Annotated in this window: 1 protein-coding gene (only partly in view); it reads left to right on the top strand. The window is 76.2% G+C overall.

Annotation, left to right across the window (positions count from 1 at the left end; genetic code table 11):
- A protein-coding gene (locus ACGF5C_RS32490) for a type I polyketide synthase (protein ID WP_393307879.1) crosses the window boundary here: on the top strand, nucleotides 1-25,606 show its 5' portion. Its footprint extends 4,133 nt past the window's final position; the window shows 25,606 of its 29,739 coding nt (coding positions 1-25,606); it begins with the start codon at nucleotides 1-3; its stop codon lies beyond the right edge, outside the window.

Here is a 25,606-nt window from a genome sequence, read left to right on the forward strand (position 1 = left end):
ATGTCCACGTCTGCAGATAAGGTCGTCGAGGCGCTTCGGGCTTCGCTCAAGGAGACCAGCCGGCTCAAGCAGCTCAACCAGCAGCTGACCGCGGCGGCCCGGGAGCCGATCGCCATCGTCGCCATGTCCTGCCGCTACCCGGGCGGGGTGTCCAGCCCCGACCAGCTGTGGGACCTGGTGGCCTCCGGTGGGGACGCCATCGGCGGCTTCCCCACCGACCGGGGCTGGGACCTGGACAACCTGTACGACCCGCAGGCCGACCAGGTCGGCAAGTCCACCACCCAGCAGGGCGGCTTTCTCTACGACGCGGCGGAGTTCGACGCCGACTTCTTCGGCATCTCGCCCCGAGAGGCCCTGGCGATGGACCCGCAGCAGCGGCTGCTGCTGGAGACGTCCTGGGAGGCGTTCGAGTCGGCCGGAATCGCCCCGTCGTCGGTGCGGGGCCAGAAGGTCGGCGTGTTCGTCGGCACCGCCGCCAACGGCTACGGCGTCGGGCAGGACGGCGGCGCGGACGGCGCCGACGAGGGCTACCTGCTGACCGGCACCGTCACCAGCGTCGTCTCGGGGCGGATCGCGTACGCCCTCGGGCTGGAGGGGCCGGCCGTCACCGTCGACACGGCCTGCTCGTCCTCCCTGGTCGCGCTGCACCTGGCCTGCCAGGCGCTGCGGGCCGGCGAGTTCGACCTGGCCCTGGCCGGCGGCGTCTGCGTCATGGCCACCCCCAGCCCGTTCGTCGGCTTCTCCCGCCAGCGTGGCCTCGCCTCCGACGGGCGGTGCAAGTCGTTCGCCGCCGCCGCCGACGGCACCGGCTGGGGTGAGGGCGTCGGCCTGCTGCTGGTCGAGCGGCTCTCCGACGCCCAACGCAACGGCCACCGCATCCTCGCCGTCATCCGCGGCAGCGCGACCAACCAGGACGGCGCGTCGAACGGGCTCACCGCCCCGAACGGGCCCGCCCAGCAGCGGGTGATCCGGCAGGCGCTCAGCAACGCGCGCCTCACCACCTCCGACGTGGACGCCGTCGAGGCGCACGGCACCGGCACCACCCTCGGCGACCCGATCGAGGCGCAGGCGCTGCTCGCCACGTACGGGCAGGAGCGCGGCGAGGCCGACCCGCTGTGGCTCGGCTCGATCAAGTCGAACATGGGGCACAGCCAGTCGGCCGCCGGCGTCGCGGGTGTCATCAAGATGGTGATGGCCATGCGGCACGGCGTCCTGCCCGCCACGCTGCACGTCGACGAGCCGTCGCCGCACATCGACTGGTCGGCCGGCGCCGTCGAACTGCTCACCGAGGCCCGGCCCTGGCCCGAGGCGGACCGGCCCCGCCGGGCGGCCGTGTCGTCGTTCGGCATCAGCGGCACCAACGCCCACGTCATCCTCGAACAGGCCGACCCCGCGCCCGCCCCGGCCCCCGCACCGGAGCAGCCCGGCCTGCTCGCCACCCCCGGCACCGTCTGGTCGCTGTCAGCCCGGTCCACGCCTGCCCTGCGCGAGCAGGCCGCCCGGCTCGCCCGGTACGTCCGCGCCCACGGCGACGTCGATCCGGCCCGGCTGGCCTGGTCGCTGGCCACCACCCGGTCGGCGTTCGAGCACCGGGCGGCCGTGGTGGCCGCCGATCCGGCGCAGCTCCTCGAGGGGCTGGACGCCCTCGCCGCCGGCACCCCGACCGGCACCGTCGTCACCGGCGTGGCCGGCGAGCCGGGGGAGGGCCCCGTCTGGGTGTTCCCCGGCCAGGGCGCGCAGCACGTGGCGATGGCCGCCGGGCTGATCGGCGCCTGCCCGGTCTTCGACGAGGCCCTCGCCGAGTGCCAGGCCGAGTTCGACCGCTGGCTCGACATCGACGTCCGCGCGGTGCTGACCGGCACCGACGACTCGTGGCTGGGCCGTTCCGAGGTCGCCCAGCCGGCGCTGTTCGCCGTCGGTGTGGGCCTGGCGCGGCTGTGGCGGCACGCCGGGATGATTCCCCGGGCGGTGATCGGCCACTCGCAGGGCGAGATCGTGGCGGCTCATGTCGCCGGGGTGCTGTCGCTGGCCGACGCCGTCAAGGTGCTGGCGTTGCGGGTCCGGGCGCTGGCCACCATCGCCGGCACCGGGGCGATGGCCGCGATCGACCTGCCCGCCGCCGAGGTCACCGCACGGCTGCCCGAAGGGGTGACCGTCTCCGTCATCAACGGCCCCGGCACCACGGCGGTCGCCGGGCCGCCGCAGCCCGTCGCCGACCTGGTCGCGGCCTGCGTCGCCGACGGCGTCCGGGCCCGGCTGGTGGCCGTCGACTACGCCTCGCACTCCCCGGCCGTTCAGCCGGTCTCCGACCGGGTACGCACCGAACTGGCCGGCCTCGCCCCGAGTGACGGCGACGTCCGGATCGTCTCCACCGTCACGGGGACCTGGCTCGACGGTTCCCGCATGGACGCCGACTACTGGGCCGAGAACCTCCGCCTGCCGGTGCTGTTCGACACCGCCGTGCGTACCGCCATCGACGCCGGGCACACGGACTTCGTCGAGGTCTCCCCGCACCCGGTGCTGACCATGTCGCTGACCGCGATCCTCGACGACACCGGCACCACCGGCCGGGCGCTGGCCACCCTGCGCCGTGGCGAGGACGCCGCGCTCCGGCTGCTCACCAGCCTCGCCGCCGCCCACGCCAACGGGCTGGCGGTGGACCACCGCCGGGTCCTCGCCCCCGCGCCGATCCTCACCGACCTGCCCACGTACGCCTTCCAGCGGCAGCGCTACTGGCCGGAGCGGAGCACGCCGGCGCTTGCCGGCCCGGTCAGCCCGGACGTCGTCGACGTCGAGTTCTGGTCGGCCGTGGAACGCTCCGACGTGGCCGCCCTGGCCGCCCAGCTCGACGGCGGCGCGGCCGACGCGGAGGTGCTCGCCCCGGCGCTGCCGGTGTTGTCGTCGTGGCGGAAGGCCCGGTTGCAGCGGGCGGTGCTGGACGGCTGGTCGTACCGGGTGCTGTGGAAGCCCGCCGCCCCGGCCGGCGGGGCGAACCTCGCCGGTGACCTGCTCGTGGTCCGACCCGCCGACGACGCGGCCGTGGACGGCTGGCTGGACCTGCTCGCCGCCGCCCTGCCCGACGGGGTGGCCGTGCGAACGCTGGCCGTCGACCCGGCCCGGGTCATCCGGGCGGAGCTGGCCGAGTCGCTGGCCGGGCACCGCGAGACGCCACCGGCCGCCGTGGTGTCCCTGCTCGGCCTCGCCGACGCGCAGTACCCCGGCCACCCCGGCATCCCCACCGGGCTGGTCGCCACCACCCGCCTCGTGCAGGCGGCGCAGGACGCCGACCTGCCCGCGCCGCTGTGGTGCGTCACCCGGGGCGGTGTCGGCACCAGCCCCGCCGAGCCGGTCGCCAGCGCCGCCCAGCACGCGCTGTGGGGCCTGGCCCGGGTCATCGGCCTGGAACACCCCCGCGCCTGGGGCGGCCTGGTCGACCTGCCCGCCGAGCCCGACGCCGCCACCTGGGCGGAGGTCGCCCGCATCCTCGCCGGCGCCGGCGACGAGGACCAGTTCGCCGTGCGCCCCTTCGGCACCTTCGTCCGGCGGCTCGCCCGCACCACCGCCCGCGCCGCCGGGCAGGTCACCCCGTGGCGACCGCGCGGCACCGTGCTCGTCACCGGCGGCACCGGCGCGATCGGCGCGCAGGCCGCCCGCTGGCTCGCCGACAACGGCGCCGAGCACCTGGTGCTGACCAGCCGCCGCGGTCTCGACGCCGCCGGTGCCCGCGAGCTGGCCGACGAGCTGACCGTGACGGGCGTACGGGTCAGCGTGGTGGCCTGCGACATGGCCGACCGCGAGCAGGTCGCCGCGCTGGTCGCCGGCCTGGACGAGGTCGCCCCGCTGACCGCCGTGCTGCACGCCGCCGGTATCACCCAGCTCACCCCGCTCGTCGACACCGACCTCGACGTGTTCGACCACGTCATGGCCGGCAAGGCCGCCGGGGCCGAGTACCTCGACGAGCTGCTCGGCGACCGGCAGCTCGACGCGTTCGTCACGTTCGCCTCGATCTCCGGCGTGTGGGGCAGCGGCGGTCAGGGCGCGTACGCGGCCGCGAACGCGTACCTCGACGCGCTCGCCGAGCAGCGCCGCGCCCGGGGGCTCACCGCCACCTCGATCTCCTGGGGCGCCTGGGCCGAGGGCGGCATGGCCACCACCGAGGAGGCGCAGCGGCTGCTCAGCCGCCGCGGCCTCAACCCGATGCAGCCGGCCGCCGCGCTGCTCGCCCTGCGCCGCGCCGTCGAGCACGGCGAGACCTCCCTGACCGTCGCCGATGTCGACTGGGCGCACTTCGCCCCCGCGTACGCCTCCGCCCGGCCCCGGCCGCTGCTCGCCGACATCGCCGAGGCGCGCGAGGCCCTGTCCGCCCGCCCCGCCGACGGCGTCACCGACTCCGCCACCGAGCTGCGCCAGCGGCTGCTCGCCCTGCCCCGCGCCGAACGGGACCGCCAGCTCACCGACCTGGTCCGCGACCACGCCGCCGCCGTGCTCGGCCACGCCGGCACCGACGCCGTGCGGCCGAAGCGGGCGTTCAAGGAGCTGGGCTTCGACTCGCTGACCGCCGTCGAGCTGCGCAACCAGCTCACCGGCGCGACCGGGCTGGCCCTGCCCACCACCCTGATCTTCGACTACCCCAACCCGGCGGCCCTGGCCGGGCACCTCGTGTCCCTGCTGCGCCTGGACGACGCCGAGGCCGCCGCCCCCACCGCGACGGCGGCCACCGGTGCCCTCGCCGACGAGCCGGTCGCCATCGTCGGGATGAGCTGCCGCTACCCGGGCGGGGTCAGCGACCCCGACGGGCTGTGGGACCTCGTCGCGCAGGGCCGCGACGGCATCACCGAGTTCCGCGCCGACCGGCACTGGGACCTCGACCGGCTTCTCGCCGCCGACCCCGAGGCGCCCGGCCGCTCGCACACCCGGCACGGCGGGTTCATCGACCGGGCCACCGACTTCGACCCGGTCTTCTTCGGCATCTCGCCGCGCGAGGCGCTGGCCATGGACCCGCAGCAGCGGCTGCTGCTGGAGGCCACCTGGGAGGCGTTCGAGCAGGCCGGCGTCACCCCCGACTCGCTGCACGGCACCGCCACCGGCGTCTTCGTCGGGGCTTCCCCGTCCGGCTACGGCACCGGCGACGAGACCCCCGACCTGGACGGCTACCGGCTCACCGGCGGCGCGCACAGCGTGATCTCCGGGCGGGTCGCGTACACGTTCGGCCTGGAGGGGCCGGCCGTCACCGTGGACACCGCCTGCTCGTCGTCGCTGGTGGCGCTGCACCTGGCCGTGCAGTCGCTGCGGCAGGGCGAGTGCGAGCTGGCGGTCGCCGGCGGCGTGAACGTGATGGTCACCCCGGGCGCGTTCGTCGAGTTCACCCGGCAGGGCGGTCTCGCCACCGACGGCCGCTGCCGCTCCTTCGCCGCCGCCGCCGACGGCACCGGCTGGGGCGAGGGCGTCGGCGTGCTGCTGGTCGAGCGGCTCTCCGACGCGCGGCGCAACGGCCACCGCGTCCTCGCCGTGATCCGGGGCAGCGCCGTCAACCAGGACGGCGCGTCCAATGGGCTGACCGCGCCGAACGGCCCGTCGCAGCAGCGGGTGATCCGGGCCGCGCTCGCCAACGCCGGCCTCACCACGGTCGACGTGGACGCCGTCGAGGCCCACGGCACCGCCACCACCCTGGGCGACCCGATCGAGGCGCAGGCGCTGCTCGCCACGTACGGGCAGGACCGGGACGGTCGGGAGCCGCTGTGGCTGGGCTCGATCAAGTCGAACATCGGCCACACCCAGGCCGCCGCCGGCGTCGCCGGTGTGATCAAGATGGTGCAGGCGCTGCGGCACGGCGTCCTGCCGCGCACCCTGCACGTCGACGCGCCCACCCCGCACGTCGACTGGTCGGCCGGCGCCGTCGAACTGCTCACCGAGGCCCGGCCCTGGCCGGAGACCGGCCGGCCCCGCCGCGCCGCCGTGTCCTCGTTCGGGGTCAGCGGCACCAACGCGCACATCATCGTCGAGGAGCCGCCGGCCGAGATCGTCGACGGCGAGGTGGTCGAGCCCGCCGCGCCGCCGCTGGTGCCGGTGCTGCTCTCCGCCCGCGGCGACGGCCTCGCCCGGCAGGCGAACCGCTGGGCCGACCGGTTCGCCGCGCCCGACCGGCCGCGGCTGGTCGACGCCGGCTGGACGTCCCTGACCGCCCGCGCGGCACTGGAGCACCGGGCCGTGCTGCTCGCCGCCGACCACGACGAGCTGACCGCCGGGCTGCGCGCCCTCGTCGCCGCCGAGCCCACCGACGCCGTCGTCACCGGTCGCGCCGCCGACCGGGGCCCCGTCGCGATCCTCTTCTCCGGGCAGGGCGCGCAGCGCGCCGGGATGGGCCGGGAGTTGTACGCGACGTTCCCGGTGTTCGCGTCCGCGCTGGACGAGGTGCGCGGGCACCTGGACCCGCTGCTGCCGCAGCCGCTTCGGGAGATCCTGTTCGCGGCGGCGGGCTCGGCCGAGGCCGAGCTGCTGGACCAGACCGTGTTCACCCAGGCGGGTCTGTTCGCGGTCGAGGTGGCGCTGTTCCGGCTGGTGGAGTCGTTCGGTGTGGTGCCGGACTTCGTGGGTGGGCATTCGGTCGGGGAGATCACGGCCGCGTACGTGGCCGGGGTGCTGTCCCTGGCCGACGCCTGCGCCCTCGTCGCGGCGCGGGGCCGGCTGATGCAGGCGTTGCCGGCCGGGGGCGGGATGCTGGCGGTGAACGCGGCCGAGGCCGAGGTGCTGTCCACCCTGGACGGACTGGCCGACCGGGTCGGGATCGCCGCGGTGAACGGTCCGACCTCCGTCGTGGTGTCCGGTGACCTGACGGCCCTGGACGAGGTGGAGACTGTCTGGCGGGACCGGGGCGTGCGGACGCGGCGGCTGACGGTCAGCCACGCGTTCCACAGCCCGCTGATGGAGCCGATGCTGGCCGAGTTCCGGGCCGTGCTGGAAAACCTGACCTTCTCGGCGCCGCTGGTGCCGGTCGTGTCGAACCTGACCGGGGCGCTCGCCGACCCGCAGGAGCTGACCCGCGCCGACTACTGGGTGCGCCACGTCCGCGAGGCCGTCCGCTTCGCCGACGGGGTCGCCGCCCTACGCGCCGCCGGCGTGGACACGTTCGTCGAGGTCGGGCCCGGCCCGGTCCTCACCGCGCTGGTCCGCGAGGCCCTGTCCGGGGACGACGCCGTCGTGGCCGTGCCGGCCCAGCGCCGGGACCGCCCCGAGCCGCGCGCCCTGCTCACCGGCCTGGCGGAACTCTTCGCCGCCGGCGGCGCCGTCGACTGGGCCCCGGTCTTCGCCGGCGCCGCCGCCACCCGGGTCGACCTGCCCACGTACGCCTTCGCCGAGGAGCGGTACTGGCTCCGCCCCGCCGGCCGCGCCTCCGACGTCTCCGGCGCCGGCCTCGGCGCCGCCCGCCACCCGCTGCTCGCCGCCGCCGTCCGGCTGGCCGGCGAGGACGCGGCCGTGCTCACCGGCCGACTGTCGGTGGCGGCCCAGCCGTGGCTCGCCGACCACGTGGTGGCCGGCGCGGTGATCGTCCCCGGCACCGCCCTCGTCGAGCTGGCGCTGCGGGCCGGCGACGAGTTCGGCCCCTGCCGGGTGCGGGAGCTGACCATCGCCGCGCCGCTGGTGCTCCCCGCCCAGGGCGGGGTGCGGGTGCAGGTCCGGGTCGGCCCGCGCGACGGCGCCGGCTGGCGGGCCGTCGCCGTGCACTCCCAGCCCGACCACGACCCCGACGGCGACTGGGTGCAACACGCCGAGGGCGTGCTCACCGCCGTCGACGGAGGCGACGACGCCGGCCTCGGCGCGTGGCCCCCGGCGCACGCCGTCGAGGCCGACCTCGCCGGCTGGTACGACGCCCTCGCCGGGCACGGCATGACGTACGGGCCGGCGTTCCAGGGCCTGCGGCGAGCCTGGACGGCCGGCGACGACACCGTCTACGCCGAGGTGGCCCTGCCCGCGGCCGGCCCCGACGGGGCCGCCGGCTTCGGCGTGCACCCCGCCCTGCTCGACGCCGCCCTGCACCCCACCGCCCTGCTGCCGGGCGACGGCACCACCGGCCCCAAGGCGCCCTTCGCCTTCGAGGGCGTCCAGGTGCACGCCGTCGGCGCGGACACCCTGCGGGTCCGGCTGACCCGGGCCGGCGCGGCGGTGCGGCTGCTCGCCGTGGACGACACCGACCGGCCCGTGGTGTCCGTCGACTCCCTCGTGCTGCGCGAGATGACCAGCGTCGACCCGTCGGCGGCCGCCCTGGCCGCCCGGTCGCTGTTCCGGGTCGCCTGGCAGGCCGAGCCGCTCACCCCCGGTGCCACGCCCACGGCCGCCCTGCTGGGCGCGGCCACCCCCGCCCTGCCCGGCACGCCCGCGTACCCGGGGGTCGCCGAACTGGTCGCCACCGGCGACGTACCCCCGCTGGTGCTGCTGCCCGTGCCCGCGACGCCGGCCGACCTGCCGTCCGGCGAGCTACCGGCCGCCGTCCGGACGGCCACCGCCGGCGTGCTCGCCGAGGTGCAGGCGTGGCTGGCCGCCGACGTCGACGCCCGGCTCGTGGTGGTCACCCGCGACGCGGTGCGGGCCACCGACGCCGACCCGGCCGGCAACCTGGCCGGCGCGGCCGTGTGGGGCCTCGTCCGCTCCGCCCAGTCCGAGCACCCCGGCCGGATCGTCCTGGCCGACCTCGACCGGGACCTCGACGAGCCCGCCGTCGCGCTGCTCGCGGCCGCCGCCGACGACCCGGCCGCGGCGCAGCTCGCGGTCCGCGGCGACGCGGCCCGCACCCCCCGGCTGGTACGCGCTGAAGCCCCGCCCGCCGACGCCCCGCACACCCGCGGCGGCACCGTCCTCGTCACCGGCGGCACCGGCGCGCTCGGCGGCCTGCTCGCCCGCCACCTGGTCACCGAGTGGGGCGTGGACTCCCTCGCCCTGGTCAGCCGGCGCGGCCCCGACGCCGACGGCGCGGCCGAGCTGGCCGACGACCTCAGCGCCCTCGGCGCCCGTGTCCGGGTGCTCGCCTGCGACGTCACCGACCCCGACGCCGTGCGCGCCCTCGTCGCGCGGCTCACCGACGGCGAACGCCTCGCCGGGGTGGTGCACACCGCCGGCGTCCTCGACGACGCCGTCGTGACCGGCATCGACGCGGACCGGCTGGCCCGGGTGCTCGCCCCGAAGGTCGACGCCGGTTGGTGGCTGCACGAGGCGACCGCCCACCTCGACCTCGACCTGTTCGTCGTGTTCTCCTCGATCGCCGGGGTGCTCGGCTCGCCCGGCCAGGGCGCGTACGCGGCGGCGAACGCCTTCCTCGACGCCCTCGCCGCCCACCGGCGCGACCGCGGCCTTCCCGGCCACTCCCTGGCCTGGGGCATGTGGGACACCGACGGCATGGCGGCCGGCCTCAGCGCCACCGACCGGTCCCGGGTGTCCCGCGCCGGCCTCGGCCTGATCACCGCCCCGGTCGGCGTGGCGCTGTTCGACGCGGCGGTCGCCACCGACGCCGCCGCCCTCGTACCGGCCGTGGTCGACGTGCCCGCCCTGCGGGCGGCGGCCACCGCCGGCGTACCGCCGATGCTGCGTGCCCTCGTCGGCACCGCGACCGCCCGGCGGCAGGCCGGCGGCGGCGCGGCCGGCGGCTGGGCCCAGCGCCTCGCGGCGCTCGCCCCCGACGAGGCCCGCGCCCAGGTCGACCTGCTGGTGCGGGGCCTGGTGGCGCAGGTGTTGGGGCATGGCGGCGCGGAGGCGGTGCCGGCGGACCGGGCGTTCCGGGAGTTGGGCTTCGACTCGTTGACGGCCGTGGACCTGCGTAACCGGGTCAACGCGGCGACGGGGCTGCGGTTGGCGTCGACGCTGGTGTTCGACTACCCGACCCCAGTCGCGCTCGCCGAGCACGTGCACGAGCAGCTCACCGGCGAGGTCGCGGCCCACCCCGACGCGGTGGCCGCCACCAGCGTGGACGAGCCCATCGCCATCGTCGGCATGGCCTGCCGCTACCCCGGCGGCGTGGAGAGCCCCGAGCAGCTCTGGGAGTTGCTGGCCGCCGGCGGCGACGGCATCGGCGAGTTCCCCACCGACCGGGGCTGGGACCTCGACGCCCTCTTTCACCCCGACCCCGACCACGCCGGCACCTCGTACGCGCGGCACGGCGGCTTCCTGGCCGGGGCGGCCGAGTTCGACCCGGCGTTCTTCGGTATCTCGCCGCGCGAGGCGGTCGCGATGGACCCGCAGCAGCGGCTGCTGCTGGAGGCGTCCTGGGAGACGTTCGAGTCCGCCGGAATCGACCCGGCGCGGGTACGCGGCAGCCGCACCGGCGTGTTCGCCGGCCTGATGTACCACGACTACGCCTCGCAGGTGCAGGAGCTGCCCGAGGGCCTGGAGGGCTACATCGGCACCGGCAACTCCGGCAGCGTCGTGTCCGGGCGGGTGGCGTACACGTTCGGCCTGGAGGGGCCGGCGGTCACGGTCGACACCGCCTGCTCGTCGTCGCTGGTCGCGCTGCACCTCGCGGCGCAGGCGCTGCGCTCCGGTGAGTGCGACCTCGCCCTCGCGGGCGGCGTGACCGTGATGGCGACGCCGGGGACGTTCATCGAGTTCTCCCGCCAGCGTGGACTGGCCCAGGACGGCCGGTGCAAGTCCTTCTCGGCCGCCGCCGACGGCACCGGTTGGTCGGAGGGCGTGGGCATGCTGCTCGTGCAGCGGCTGTCCGACGCCGAGCGGGAGGGCCGGCGCATCCTGGCGGTCGTGCGCGGCACCGCCGTGAACCAGGACGGGGCGTCCAACGGCCTTACGGCACCGAACGGGCCGTCGCAGCAGCGGGTGATCCGGCAGGCGTTGGCCAACGCCGGCCTGTCCACGCTGGACGTCGACGCGGTGGAGGCGCACGGCACCGGCACCACGCTCGGTGACCCGATCGAGGCGCAGGCGCTCCTGGCCACGTACGGGCAGGACCGCGACGGCCGGGAGCCGTTGTGGCTCGGCTCGATCAAGTCGAACCTCGGCCACACCCAGGCGGCAGCCGGGGCGGCCGGCATCATCAAGATGATCATGGCGATGCGGCACGGCGTCCTGCCCCGCACCCTGCACGTCGACGAGCCGTCTCCGCACATCGACTGGACCGCGGGCGCGGTCGAGCTGCTCACCGAGGCCCGGCAGTGGCCGCAGACCGGCCGGCCGCGCCGGGCCGCCGTGTCCTCGTTCGGGGTCAGCGGCACCAACGCCCACGTCGTCATCGAGCAACCACCCGCCGACACCCGGCCCGCCCCGGCCGGGGTGGCGCCCGATGCGGCCCGGCCCGGCCCGGTGCTGCTCTCCGCCCGCTCCGACGCCGCGCTCGCCGCGCAGGCCGACCGCTGGGCCCGCTGGCTCGCCGCCGACGAGACCCGGCGTCCGATCGACGTCGGCTGGTCGTCCGTGGTCAGCCGCGCCGTCCTGGAACACCGTGCCGTGGTCACCGCCGGCGACCGGAACGAGTTGCTGGCCGGGCTGCGCGCCCTCGCCGCCGGCTCCCCGGCCGCCGGGGTCGTCACCGGTACGGGGTCCGCGCGCGGCCGGCTCGCCGTCCTCTTCTCCGGGCAGGGGGCGCAGCGTGCCGGAATGGGTCGGGAGTTGTACGACTCCTTCCCGGTGTTCGCCTCGGCGTTGGACGAGGTGTGTGGGCAGCTTGATCCGCTGCTGCCGCAGCCGCTTCGTGACGTGTTGTTCGCTCCGGAGGGCTCGCCGGAGGCGGGCCTGCTGGACCAGACGGTGTTCACCCAGGCGGGGTTGTTCGCGGTCGAGGTGGCGCTGTTCCGGCTCGTCGAGTCGTTCGGTGTGGTGCCGGACTTCGTGGGTGGGCATTCGGTCGGGGAGATCACGGCCGCGTACGTGGCCGGGGTGCTCACGTTGGCCGACGCGTGTGCCCTCGTCGCGGCGCGGGGTCGGTTGATGCAGGCGTTGCCGGCGGGCGGCGGGATGCTGGCCGTGGCCGCGCCGGAGGCCGAGGTGCTGTCCACCCTGGACGGGTTGACCGACCGGCTGGGCATCGCGGCCGTCAACGGGCCGAACGCCGTCGTCGTCTCCGGGGCCGTCGAGGCCCTGGACGAGGTGGAGGCCCTCTGGCGGGGCCGGGGCGTGCGGACGCGCCGGCTGACGGTGAGCCACGCGTTCCACAGCCCGCTGATGGAGCCGATGCTCGCCGAGTTCCGGGCCGTCCTCGACGGGCTGACGTTCCGGGCGCCACTGGTGCCCGTCGTGTCGAACGTGACCGGGGCGATCGCCGACCCGCAGGAGCTGACCCGCGCCGACTACTGGGTCCGGCACGTCCGCGAGGCCGTCCGGTACGCCGACGGCGTCGCCGCACTCCGGGACGCCGGCGCGGGCACGTACCTGGAGATCGGCCCGCAGAGCGTCCTCACCGCCCTGAACGCCGACCTGCTCGCCGAGGACGCCCTGGCCCTCGCCACGCAGCGGCGGGACCGCGCCGCCGGGCAGGCGCTGCTGCACGCCCTGGCCGAGCTGCACGTCAACGGCGTACCCGTCACCTGGACCCAGTGGTACGCCGGGACGGACCCCCGGCGGGTCGACCTGCCGACGTACGCGTTCCAGCACGAGCGCTACTGGCTCGGCATCGGCCGGGCCCGGGCGGGCGACGTCACCGGCGCCGGGCTCGGCGCCGCCGGGCACCCGCTGCTCGGCGCGGCGGTCACCGTCGCCGGCGAGGACATGGTGGTCCTGACCGGCCGGCTGTCGGTCGCCACGCACCCCTGGCTCGCCGATCACGCCGTCTCCGGCGCGGTTGTCGTGCCCGGCACCGCCCTCGTGGAGTTGGCGATCCGGGCGGGCGACGAGGTGGGCGCCTCCCGCGTACGGGAGCTGACCATCGCGGCCCCGCTGGTGCTGCCAGAGACCGGCGGGGTGCGGGTGCAGGTGCGCGTCGGCGCCGCCGACGAGGCGGGCAGCCGGGGCGTGGCCGTCCACTCGCAGTCCGACGGCGACCCGGATGCTGACTGGATCCGGCACGTGGAGGGTGTGCTGGACCCGGCGTCGGCCGACGGGCCGACCCTCGACACCTGGCCGCCCGTAGGGCTCGCCGAGGCGGACCTGGCCGGCTGGTATCCGGGGCTCGACGAGCACGGCCTGTCCTACGGGCCGGTGTTCCAGGGGCTGCGCCGGCTGTGGACCGGCGACGGCGAGGTCTACGCCGAGGTCGCGCTGCCCGACAAGGCGGCCGGCGAGGCCGCCCGGTTCGGCGTCCACCCCGCGCTGCTGGATGCCGCGCTGCACCCCGTCGGGCTGCTGCTCGCCGAGGAGGCCGGCGGGCCGCGCGTGCCGTTCGCGTTCGAGGGCGTGCAGGTGCACGCCGCCGGGGCGCGCGTCCTGCGCGTACGGCTCACCCGGGCCGGCACCTCCGCGCGCCTGGTGGCGGTGGACGAGTCCGGCGCGGCGGTCGTGTCCGTCGACTCCCTCGTCCTGCGGGAGATGACGGCCGTGGTCGCCCCCGGCACGACGGCCCGGTCGCTGTTCGCACTCGCGTGGCAGCCCGAAGACGTCACCCCGGCCGACGACGCGTCCGGCTGGGCGCTGCTCTCCGGTGACCTGCTTGTCGGCGGCGTGGACCTGCCGGCGTTCCCGGCCGTCGAGGCACTGACCGAGGCGGTCGGCGCGGGCCGGGCCGAGGCTCCGCGCGCACTGCTGCTGCCGCTGCCCGCCGCCTCCGAGGGGCCCGTGCCGGACGTCGTCCGCACGGTCACCGCCGACGTCCTCGCCGCCGTGCAGACCTGGCTGGCGGCCGACGTGCTCGCCGACACGACGCTCGTCGTGGCGACCCGGGGGGCCGTGACCGCCCGTGACGGGGACCGGGTGACCGACCTCGCGGGCGCCGCCGCCTGGGGCCTGCTGCGCTCGGCGCAGACCGAGCATCCGGGCCGCATCGTCCTGGCCGACGTCGACGGCGACCTGGACGCGGGCAGTCTGGCCCTGCTGGCCCGGGTCGCCGCCGATCCGGCCGTGACGGGCGGCCAGGTGGCCGTCCGCGACGGCCGGGTGTTCGTGCCGCGTCTGGTCCGGGCGTCGGCCGGGACCGCCCCGGTCCTCGGTGCGGGAACAATGCTGGTGACCGGTGGTACGGGTGCGTTGGGCGCGCTCGTGGCGGAGCACCTGGTCACGGCGTACGGGGTGCGGTCGCTGGTGCTGGTGTCGCGGCAGGGTCCGGCTGCTGCGGGTGCGGATGCGCTCGTGGAGCGGCTGTCGGGCCTGGGCGCGTCGGCGCGGGTGGTCGCGTGTGACGTGACGGACCGGGAGCAGGTGGCCGGGCTGGTGGCCGAGGTGACCTCGGCGGGCCGGCTCGCGGGCGTGGTGCACACGGCCGGCGTGCTGGACGACGGGGTGGTCTCGTCGATCACGGCGGAGCGGCTGGCGGGTGTGCTGGCGCCGAAGGTGTCGGCGGGCTGGTTGCTGCACGAGGCGACGGCGGGTCTGGACCTGGACCTGTTCGTGGTGTTCTCGTCGGTGGCGGGTGTTCTCGGTTCGCCGGGTCAGGCGGCGTACGCGGCGGGCAACGCGTTCCTGGACGCGCTCGCGGCGTACCGGCGGCAGGCGGGTCTGCCGGCGGTCAGCCTGGCGTGGGGCATGTGGGACACCGATGGCATGGCGGCGTCGGTGTCGGAGGTGGACCGGGCCCGGTCGGCGCGGGCCGGCCTGACGCCGATGAGCGTCGAGGTCGGGTTGGAGCTGTTCGACGCGGCCCTGGCCGCGGACCGGCCGGTGCTCGTGCCGGCCGCGCTCGACGTACCCGCGATGCGGGCCTCCCTCGCCGGAGGCCAGGCGCCGGCGGTGCTGCGCGCCCTGGTCGGCGCGACGGTGACCCGCCGACAGGCCGGCCACGGCGGCGACTGGGCCAACCAGCTCGCCGGACTGGACCCCGACGAGGCCCGCGCCCAGATCGACCTGCTGGTCCGGGGCCTGGTCGCCCAGGTGCTGGGGCACGGCGGGGCGGAGGCCGTGCCCGCCGACCGGGCGTTCCGGGAGCTGGGCTTCGACTCGCTGACCGCCGTGGACCTGCGTAACCGGGTCAACGCGGCCACCGGGCTGCGGCTGGCCTCCACGCTGGTGTTCGACTACCCGACCCCGGCCGTGCTTGCCGAGCACCTGTACGAGCAGGTTTCCGGCCAGCTCACCGCCCGGCGGTCGGCCGTGCGTGCCGTCGCCGCCGACGAGCCGATCGCGATCGTCGGCATGGCCTGCCGGTACCCGGGCGGGGTCGACAGCCCCGACCAACTGTGGGCGTTGCTGGCCGCCGGCGGGGACGCCATCTCCGAGTTCCCCGCCGACCGGGGCTGGGACCTCGACGGCCTCTTCGACCCCGACCCGGACCGCAGCGGCACGTCGTACACCCGGCACGGCGGCTTCCTCGCCGGGGCGGCCGAGTTCGACCCGGCGTTCTTCGGTATCTCGCCGCGCGAGGCGGTCGCCATGGACCCGCAGCAGCGGCTGCTGCTGGAGGCGTCCTGGGAGACGTTCGAGTCCGCCGGCCTGGACCCGCAGGGGCTGCGGGGCAGCCGCACGGGCGTGTTCGCCGGCGTGATGTACCACGACTACGCCTCCCGGCTGGCCGACCTTCCGCCGGACGCCGAGGGCTACGTCGGCACCGGCACCTCGGGCAGCGTGCTGTCGGGACGGGTGGCGTACACGTTCGGCCTGGAAGGCCCGGCGGTCACGGTCGACACGGCGTGCTCGTCGTCGCTGGTCGCGCTGCATCTGGCGGCGCAGGCGCTGCGCTCCGGTGAGTGCGACCTCGCTCTGGCGGGCGGCGTGACCGTGATGGCCACGCCGGGGACGTTCGTCGAGTTCTCTCGGCAGCGGGGTTTGTCGGCCGATGGGCGGTGTAAGTCGTTCGCGGCGTCGGCGGACGGCACCGGCTGGGGTGAGGGCGTGGGCATGCTGCTGGTGGAGCGGCTGTCGGACGCTCGTCGTAACGGCCATCGGGTTCTGGCCGTGGTGCGTGGTAGCGCCGTGAACCAGGATGGGGCGTCGAACGGGTTGACGGCGCCGAACGGGCCGTCGCAGCAGCGGGTGATCCGGCAGGCGCTGGCCAACGCTGGCCTGTCCACGGCCGACGTGGATGCGGTGGAGGCGCACGGCACCGGGACGACGTTGGGTGATCCGATCGAGGCGCAGGCGTTGTTGGCGACGTACGGGCAGGACCGGCCGGCGGACCGGCCGTTGCTGCTGGGTTCGATCAAGTCGAACATGGGGCACACGCAGGCCGCGGCGGGTGTGGCGGGTGTGATCAAGATGGTGCTGGCGATGCGGCACGGGATGGTTCCGCCGACGTTGCATGTGGATGAGCCGTCGCCGCACATCGACTGGACCGCTGGGGCCGTCGCGCTCGCCACCGAGGCGACGCCGTGGCCCGCAGTGGACCGGCCGCGTCGGGCGGCGGTGTCGTCGTTCGGGATTTCGGGGACGAACGCTCATGTGATCATCGAGCAGCCGTCGGCTGAGGTGGTCGAGGGTGAGGTCGTGCAGCGTCGGGTGCTGCCGGTGGTGCCGGTGGTGTTGTCGGCGCGGACGGAGGCGGCGCTCGCGGCGCAGGCGGGTCGGTGGGCGCGTTGGTTGGCCGCCGAGGAAGGGCTGCGTCCTCTGGACGTCGCGTGGTCGTCGGTCACCACCCGTCCCGCCCTCGAACAGCGGGCGGTGGTGACCGCCGCCGATCGCGAGGATCTGCTGGCGGCGCTGACGGCCCTTGCCGGCGGTGAGCCGTCGGGGTCGGTGCTGACCGGCGCTTCCGACCAGCGTGGGCACCTGGCCCTGCTCTTCTCCGGGCAGGGGGCGCAGCGTGCCGGGATGGGTCGGGAGTTGTATGACTCGTTCCCGGTGTTCGCGTCGGCGTTGGACGAGGTGTGCGGGCACCTGGATTCGCTGCTGCCGCAGCCGCTTCGTGACGTGTTGTTCGCTCCGGAGGGCTCGACGGAGGCGGCGCTGCTGGACCAGACGGTGTTCACCCAGGCGGGGTTGTTCGCGGTCGAGGTGGCGTTGTTCCGGCTGGTGGAGTCGTTCGGTGTGGTGCCGGACTTCGTGGGTGGGCATTCGGTCGGGGAGATCACGGCCGCGTACGTGGCCGGGGTGCTCACGTTGGCTGATGCGTGTGCCCTCGTCGCGGCGCGGGGTCGGTTGATGCAGGCGTTGCCGGCCGGGGGCGGGATGCTGGCCGTGGCCGCGCCGGAGGCCGAGGTGCTGGCGTCCCTGGACGGGCTGGCCGACCGGCTGGGCATCGCGGCCGTCAACGGGCCGAACGCTGTCGTCGTGTCGGGTGCCGTCGACGCCCTCGACGAGGTCGAGAGGGTCTGGACGGCGCGCGGCACCCGGACCCGGCGCCTGACCGTGAGTCACGCGTTCCACAGTCCGCTGATGGAGCCGATGCTGGCCGAGTTCCGCGCTGTTCTGGAGGGCCTCGCCTTCCAGGTGCCGCTGGTGCCGGTCGTGTCGAACCTGACCGGGGCGCTCGCCGACGCCGACGAGATCCGCACCGCCGACTACTGGGTGCGGCACGTCCGGGAGACTGTCCGGTACGCCGACGGGGTGGCCGCGCTGCGCGCCGCCGGGGTGGGCACGTTCCTGGAGGTCGGCCCGCAGAGCGTGCTGACCGCGCTGACGGCGGACGTCCTGGCCGGCGACGAGGGCGTGCTCGCCGTGGCCGCCCAGCGCCGGGACCGGCCCGAGACCCACGCGCTGCTGGCCGCCCTCGGCGAACTGCACGTCCACGGCGTGCCGGTCACCTGGGCGCAGTGGTTCGCCGGGGCGGGCGCGCGGCGGGTGAACCTGCCCACGTACGCGTTCCAGCACCAGCGGTACTGGCCCGCTTCGGGCCGCCTCCGCGTCGGCGACGTGTCCGGGGCGGGGCTGGGCGAGGCCGGGCACCCGATGCTCGGCGCGGCCGTGGACCTGGCCGGCGACGACGAGGTGGTGCTCACCGGCCGGCTGTCCCTGGCCACGCACCCCTGGCTGGCCGATCACGCGGTGTCCGGCGTGACGTTGGTCCCGGGCACCGCCCTCGTGGAGTTGGCCGTGCGGGCCGGCGACGAGGTCGGCGCCTCCCGGCTGCGGGAGCTGACCGTCGCCGCGCCGCTGGTCGTACCCGAGGCGGGGGGCGTGCGCGTCCAGGTGCGGGTGGAGGCGTCCGACGGCTCCGCGCAGCGTGCCGTCGCCATCTACTCCCGACGGGACGACGACCCCGAGGCGGGCTGGGTCCGTCACGCGGAGGGCGTCCTCGAAGCGTCCTCGCCGGACGAGCCGACCATGGGCGCCTGGCCGCCGGCCGGCGCGTCCGAGGTGGACCTGACCGGCTGGTACGCGACGCTCGCCGGGCACGGCCTCGCGTACGGGCCGGTGTTCCAGGGGCTACGGCGGGCCTGGACGGCCGACGGTGAGGCGTACGCCGAGGTGGCCCTGCCCGACGACGCGGCGGGTGAGGCGGTGCGCTTCGGCGTCCACCCGGCGCTGCTGGACGCCGCCCTGCACGCCGTCGGGCTCCTGCTGACCGACGAGGCGGCCGGGCCGCGGGTGCCGTTCGCGTTCGAGGGCGTGCAGGTGTACGCCTCCGGCGCCTCGGTGCTGCGGGTGCGGCTGACCCGGGCCGGCTCCGGGGTACGGCTGGTCGCCTCCGACGAGTCGGGCACGCCCGTGGTGTCCGTCGACTCCCTCGTCCTGCGCGAGATGACGGGTCTGTCCGCCCCGGGCGCGGCAGCCCGGTCGCTGTTCGAGGTGCGCTGGCAGGCCGACCCGGCCCCGGCAGCCCGGCAGCCGTCCGGCTGGGCGGTCCTGACCGGCGGCGCGGACGAGCTGGTGGCCCGGGCCGGGTTGCCGGCGTACGCGGACGTGGCGGCGGTGCTCGCGGCCGTCGAGGCGGGCGCGGACGCGCCCCAGGTCCTCGTGCTGCCGGTTCTCGGCGTGTCCGAGCCGGCCGGCGACCTGCCGGAGGCGGTCCGGTCGGTGACGTCGGACGTGCTGCGTTCGGTCCAGGCGTGGCTGGCCGCCAACTCCCTGGCCGGCTCGCGGCTGGTGGTGCTGACCCGGGGCACGACGGCGGTTCGGGACGCGGACCGGATCGGCGACCTGGCAGGCGCCGCCGTCTGGGGCCTGCTGCGGTCGGCCCAGTCGGAGCACCCCGGTCGGGTCGTCCTCGTGGACCTGGACGGCGAGGTGGAGCCGGCGCTGCCCGCCGCGCTCGCCGGCTTCGTCGGCGAGGGCTCGGACGACCAACTGGCCGTCCGGGAGAGCCGCGTCTTCGTGCCGCGTCTGCTCCGGGCCTCGGTCGGGACCGCCCCGGTCCTCGGTGCGGGAACGGTGCTGGTGACCGGTGGCACCGGTGCGCTGGGCGCGCTCGTGGCGGAGCACCTGGTTACCGCGTACGGGGTGCGGTCGCTGGTGCTGGTGTCGCGGCAGGGTCCGGCCGCTGCGGGTGCGGATGCGCTCGTGGAGCGGCTGTCGGGCCTGGGCGCGTCGGCGCGGGTGGTCGCGTGTGACGTGACGGACCGGGAGCAGGTGGCCGCCCTGGTGGCGGGCGTTCCGGGCCGGCTGGCCGGGGTCGTCCACACGGCCGGCGTGCTCGACGACGGCGTCGTCGAAGGGCTGACCCCTGAGCGGCTGGCCGGCGTGCTGGCCCCGAAGGCTGCCGCTGGTTGGTGGCTGCACGAAGCCACGCTCGGCCTGGACCTGGACCTGTTCGTGGTGTTCTCGTCGGTGGCGGGCGTCCTCGGTTCGCCGGGTCAGGCGGCGTACGCGGCGGGCAACGCGTTCCTGGACGCGCTCGCGGCGTACCGGCGGCAGGCGGGTCTGCCGGCGGTCAGCCTGGCGTGGGGCATGTGGGACACCGATGGCATGGCGGCGTCGGTGTCGGAGGTGGACCGGGCCCGGTCGGCGCGGGCCGGCCTGACGCCGATGAGCGTCGAGGTCGGGTTGGAGCTGTTCGACGCGGCCCTGGCCGCGGACCGGGCTGCGTTGGTGCCCACGGTGATCGACCTGCCCGCCCTGCGGGCGGCGGCCACCGGCGGGACCGTGCCGCCGATGCTGCGCACCCTCGTCGGGCCGACCGTGACCCGCCGCCAGGCGGGACAGGGCGCCGGCGGTTGGGCCGGGCGACTCGCCGGCCTCACCGAGGACGAGGGCCGGGCGCAGGTCGCGCTGCTGGTCCGGGGCCTGGTTGCCCAGGTGCTGGGGCACGGCGGCGCGGAGGCGGTGCCGGGGGACCGGGCGTTCCGGGAGTTGGGCTTCGACTCGCTGACGGCGGTGGACCTGCGTAACCGGGTCAACGCGGCGACGGGGCTGCGGCTGGCGTCGACGCTGGTGTTCGACTACCCGACCCCGGCGGCGCTCGCCGACCACGTCTGGTCCGAGCTGGCCGGCGTACGCGCGGCGATCGCCGAGCCGGCCGCCACCACGTCCCTCGGCCTCGACGAGCCGATCGCGATCGTGGGCATGGCGTGCCGGTATCCGGGTGGGGTGGACAACCCGGACCAGTTGTGGGAGCTGTTGGCCACGGGCGGGGACGGGATCTCGGAGTTTCCGGCGGATCGGGGCTGGGACCTGGAGACGTTGTTCGATCCGGATCCGAACAGCAGCGGCACGTCGTACACCCGGCAGGGCGGATTCCTGTACGGGGCCGCCGAGTTCGACCCGGGCTTCTTCGGGATCTCGCCGCGGGAGGCGCTGGCGATGGATCCGCAGCAGCGGCTGCTGCTGGAGGCGTCGTGGGAGACGTTCGAGTCGGCGGGGCTGGACCCCGTGCGGCTGCGCGGCAGCCGCACGGGTGTGTTCGCCGGCGTGATGTACCACGACTACGCGACGCGGCTGATGGACCAGCCGGCCGAGGTCGAGGGTTACGTCGGCGTGGGCACGTCGGGCAGCGTGCTGTCCGGTCGACTGGCGTACACGTTCGGCCTCGAAGGCCCGGCGGTCACGGTCGACACCGCGTGCTCGTCGTCGCTGGTCGCGCTGCACCTCGCCGCGCAGGCGCTGCGGTCGGGGGAGTGCGACCTCGCCCTCGCGGGCGGCGTGACCGTGATGGCGACGCCGGGGACGTTCATCGAGTTCTCCCGCCAGCGGGGCCTGGCCCAGGACGGCCGGTGCAAGTCCTTCGCGGCGTCGGCGGACGGCACGGGCTGGTCGGAGGGCGTGGGCGTGCTGCTCGTGCAGCGGCTCTCCGACGCCCAGCGGGAGGGCCGGCGCGTCCTGGCGGTCGTGCGCGGCACGGCCGTGAACCAGGACGGGGCGTCGAACGGGCTGACCGCCCCGAACGGGCCGTCGCAGCAGCGGGTGATCCGCCAGGCCCTGGCCAACGCCCGTCTGACCACGGCCGAGGTGGACGTGGTGGAGGCGCACGGCACGGGCACCACGTTGGGCGACCCGATCGAGGCGCAGGCGCTGCTGGCCACGTACGGGCAGGACCGGGACGGCCGGGAGCCGTTGTGGCTCGGCTCGATCAAGTCGAACATCGGCCACACGCAGGCCGCGGCCGGCGTGGCGGGTGTGATCAAGATGGTGCTGGCGATGCGGCACGGTCTTGTTCCGCCGACCTTGCACGTGGACGAGCCATCGCCGCACATCGACTGGGCGGCCGGGGCCGTCGCCCTGGCCACGGAGGCGACGCCGTGGCCGGCGGTGGAGCGGCCGCGTCGGGCGGCGGTGTCGTCGTTCGGGATTTCCGGGACGAACGCGCATGTGATCATCGAGCAGCCGCCGACCGAGGCGGTCGAGGGTGAGATCGTGGAGCGCCGGGTGCCGCCGGTGGTGCCGGTGGTGTTGTCGGCGCGGACCGACGGGGCCCTCGCCGCGCAGGCCGGCCGGTGGGCGCGCTGGCTCGCCGCCGACGAGGCGCTGCGTCCCCTGGACGTCGCGTGGTCGTCGGTCACCACCCGCCCGGCACTGGAACAGCGTGCCGTCGCCGTGGTGACCGACCGGGACAGCCTTTTGTCCGCGCTGCGGGTACTCGACGGCGGAGACCTCTCCGGCGCCGTCGTCACCGGTACCAGCGGCGAACGCGGCCAGTTCGCGGTCCTCTTCTCCGGCCAGGGCGCGCAGCGCGCGGGCATGGGCCGGGAGCTGTACGCGGCGTTCCCCGTCTTCGCGTCCGCGCTGGACGAGGTGTGTGGTCACCTGGACCCGCTGCTGTCGCAGCCGCTGAAGACGGTGCTGTTCGCCGAAGCGGGGACGCCGGAGGCGGCGCTGCTCGACCAGACCGTCTTCACCCAGGCCGGCCTGTTCGCCGTCGAGGTGGCGCTGTTCCGCCTCGTGGAGTCGCTCGGCGTCGCGCCGGACTTCGTGGGCGGGCACTCGATCGGGGAGATCACGGCCGCGTACGTAGCCGGGCTGCTCACGTTGACCGACGCCTGCGACCTCGTCGCGGCGCGGGGCCGGCTCATGCAGGCCCTGCCTGCCGGGGGCGGGATGCTCGCCGTGAACGCGTCCGAGGCGGACGTGGCGTCCACGCTGGACGGGCTGACCGACCGGCTGGGCATCGCGGCCGTGAACGGGCCGTCGTCGGTGGTGGTGTCGGGTGACCTGGCGGCCCTGGAGCGGGTGGAGGCCGTCTGGCGGGACCGGGGCGTGCGGACGCGGCGGTTGCCGGTCAGCCACGCGTTCCACAGTCCCTTGATGGAGCCGATGCTGGCCGAGTTCCGCGCGGTTCTGGAGAGCCTCGCCTTCCGGCCGCCGCTGCTGCCGGTGGTGTCGAACCTGACCGGCGCCCTCACCGACGCCGAGGAGATCCGCACGCCGGATTACTGGGTGCGGCACGTGCGCGAGACTGTCCGGTACGGCGACGGGGTCACGGCGCTGCGGGCCGCCGGGGTGGGCACGTTCCTGGAGATCGGCCCACAGAGCGTGCTGACCGCGATGACGGCGGACGTCCTGCCCGGCGATGACGGCGTGCTCGCCGTCGCGGCCCAGCGCCGGGACCGGCCGGAGAGCCAGGCGCTGCTGACGGCCTTGGCCGAGCTGCACGTGCACGGCGTGCCGGTGACCTGGGCGCAGTGGTTCGCCGGGGCGGGCGCGCGGCGGACGGACCTGCCGACGTACGCGTTCCAGCACCAGCGCTACTGGCCCGAGGCGGCTCCTCGACCGCAGGCCGTCCCGGAGCGCGACGCCGAGTTCTGGGCAGCCGTCGAGAGCGGCGACCTCGCCGCCCTCGCCGGCCAGCTCGGCGGCGACGCCGTGGACGCCCTCGCGCCGGCCCTGCCCGTGCTCTCCACGTGGCGCCGCAGCCGGGACCGGGGAACGGCGCTGGACGGCTGGTCGTACCGGATCGGGTGGGAGCCGGTGCGGCCGGCCCCCACCTCGGGGCTGTCCGGCCGGTGGCTGGTCGCCACGGTGGGTGGCGGCGCCGACGCGGGCGTGGCGAAGACGCTCGCCGAGGCCGGCGCGCGGGTGGACACGGTGACCGTGCCGTCCACCCTCGGCCGGCGGGAGCTGGGCGAGCGGCTGCGCTCGATCAGCGGCGAGGGCTGGGCCGGGGTGTTGTGCGTCCTGCCCCGGCAGGACCGGCCGCTCGCGCACGCGCCGGCCGTTCCCGCGGGTACGGCCGGGCTGCTCACCCTCACCCAGGCGCTGACCGACACCGGCCTGCCCGGACGGGTGTGGGCGCTCAGCCGTGCCGCCCTGCCGGTCACGGCCGGCGAACCGGGCGGCGACGTCTGGGCGGCCCTGACCTGGGGCCTCGGCCGGGCCGTGGCCCTGGAGCAGTCCGACCGCTGGGGTGGGCTGATCGACCTGCCCGCCCGCGCCGACCGGGGCACCCGGGCCGCGCTCGTCGCGGTCCTCGCCGACGGCACCCTCGACCAGGTGGCGGTGCGCCGCAACGGCGTGTTCGGCCGGCGGCTGCTGCCGTCCGCCCCGCCCGCCGGGGCGGGCTGGCGGCCGCGCGGGACGGTGCTGGTCACCGGCGGTACGGGCGCGCTGGGCCGGCACGTGGCCCGGTGGCTGCTGGCCAACGGCGCCGCCGAGGTGGTGCTCGCCTCCCGGCGTGGCCCGGATGCCCCCGGCGCGGCCGACCTGGTCGCCGAGCTGGGCGCCGTGCGGGTGGTGGCGTGCGACGTCACCGACGCCACCGCCGTCACCGACCTGGTGGACGACCTGCCGGGGCTGACCGCCGTCGTGCACACCGCCGGCGCGTCCGGCGGGACCGCGCCGGCGTACGAGCTGACCGACGGCGACCTGGCGGAGACCCTGGCCGGCAAGGTGCTCGGGGCCGTCCACCTGGACGGCGCGTGCCGGGACCGGGACCTCGACGCCTTCGTGGTCTTCTCCTCCGTCGCCGGCGTCTGGGGTGGCGGCGGCCAGGCCGGCTACGCGGCCGGCAACGCCCTGCTCGACGCGCTCGTCGCGGCCCGCCGCGCGGCCGGGCTGCCCGCCACCGCCCTGGCCTACGGCCCGTGGGCGGAGGACGGCATGGCCGCCGGGGAGACCGCCGACGGCCTGCGCCGCCGCGGATTCGCCCCGCTCGCGCCCGACGCCGCCGTCGCGGCGCTGGGCCGCTGGGTGAACGCCCCCGAGCCGGCGCCGGTGATCGTCGACGTGGACTGGTCCCGGTTCGTCGCGGCGTTCACCGCGGCGCGGCCCAGCCGCCTGTTCGACCGGGTTGCCCCGGCCGTCGAGGCGGAACCGGAGCGGCCGGAGACCGAGGCGGGCACCGACGGGCTGCGCGCCCGGCTCGCCGCGCTGCCGACCACCGGCCAGGAGAACCTGCTGGTCGACCTGGTCCGCGCGGAGGCGGCGGCGGTGCTCGGCCACGACTCCACCGACCAGGTGCCGGCCGGGCGCGCGTTCCGCGAGCTGGGCTTCGACTCCCTCGCGGCGGTGCAGCTGCGGGACCGGCTGGGCCGGGCCACCGGGCTGACCATGCCGTCGACCGTGGTCTTCGACCATCCGTCGGCGGCGGAACTGGCCCGCTTCCTGCGTACCGAACTGGTGGCCGGCGCGGACGACGGCCCGGCGGCCGCCACCACCGTGCTCAGGCCGCCCGTGGACGAACCCATCGCCATCGTTTCGATGGCCTGCCGCTTCCCCGGTGGGGTGTCCTCCCCGCAGGAGCTGTGGCAGCTGCTCGCCGACGGCGTGGACGCGGTGACGCCGATGCCCACCGACCGGGGCTGGGACCTGGACGGCATGTTCGACAGCGACCCGGAGCGGGTCGGCACCAGCTATGCCCGCAGCGGCGGCTTCCTGCGCGACGTGGCCGGTTTCGACGCGGCGTTCTTCGGGATCAACCCGCGGGAGGCGCTGGCGATGGACCCGCAGCAGCGGCTGCTGCTGCACACCACCTGGGAGGTGTTCGAGCACGCCGGCATCGACCCGCGTCGGGTACGCGGATCCGAGACCGGCGTCTTCATGGGCACCAACGGGCAGGACTACGCGACCCTGCTGCTCGGCGCCCGGTCGGAGGTGGAGGGCTACCAGGCGACCGGCAACGGCGCGTCGGTGGTCTCCGGCCGGCTGGCGTACTCGTTCGGCATGCAGGGCCCCGCGGTCACCGTGGACACGGCGTGCTCGTCGTCGCTGGTCGCGCTGCATCTGGCCGCGCAGGCGCTGCGTTCCGGCGAGTGTGATCTCGCGCTGGCCGGCGGTGTCACGGTGATGT

Origin of the sequence: Micromonospora sp. NPDC047620, assembly GCF_043205005.1 — a bacterium.
Taxonomy (GTDB): domain Bacteria; phylum Actinomycetota; class Actinomycetes; order Mycobacteriales; family Micromonosporaceae; genus Micromonospora.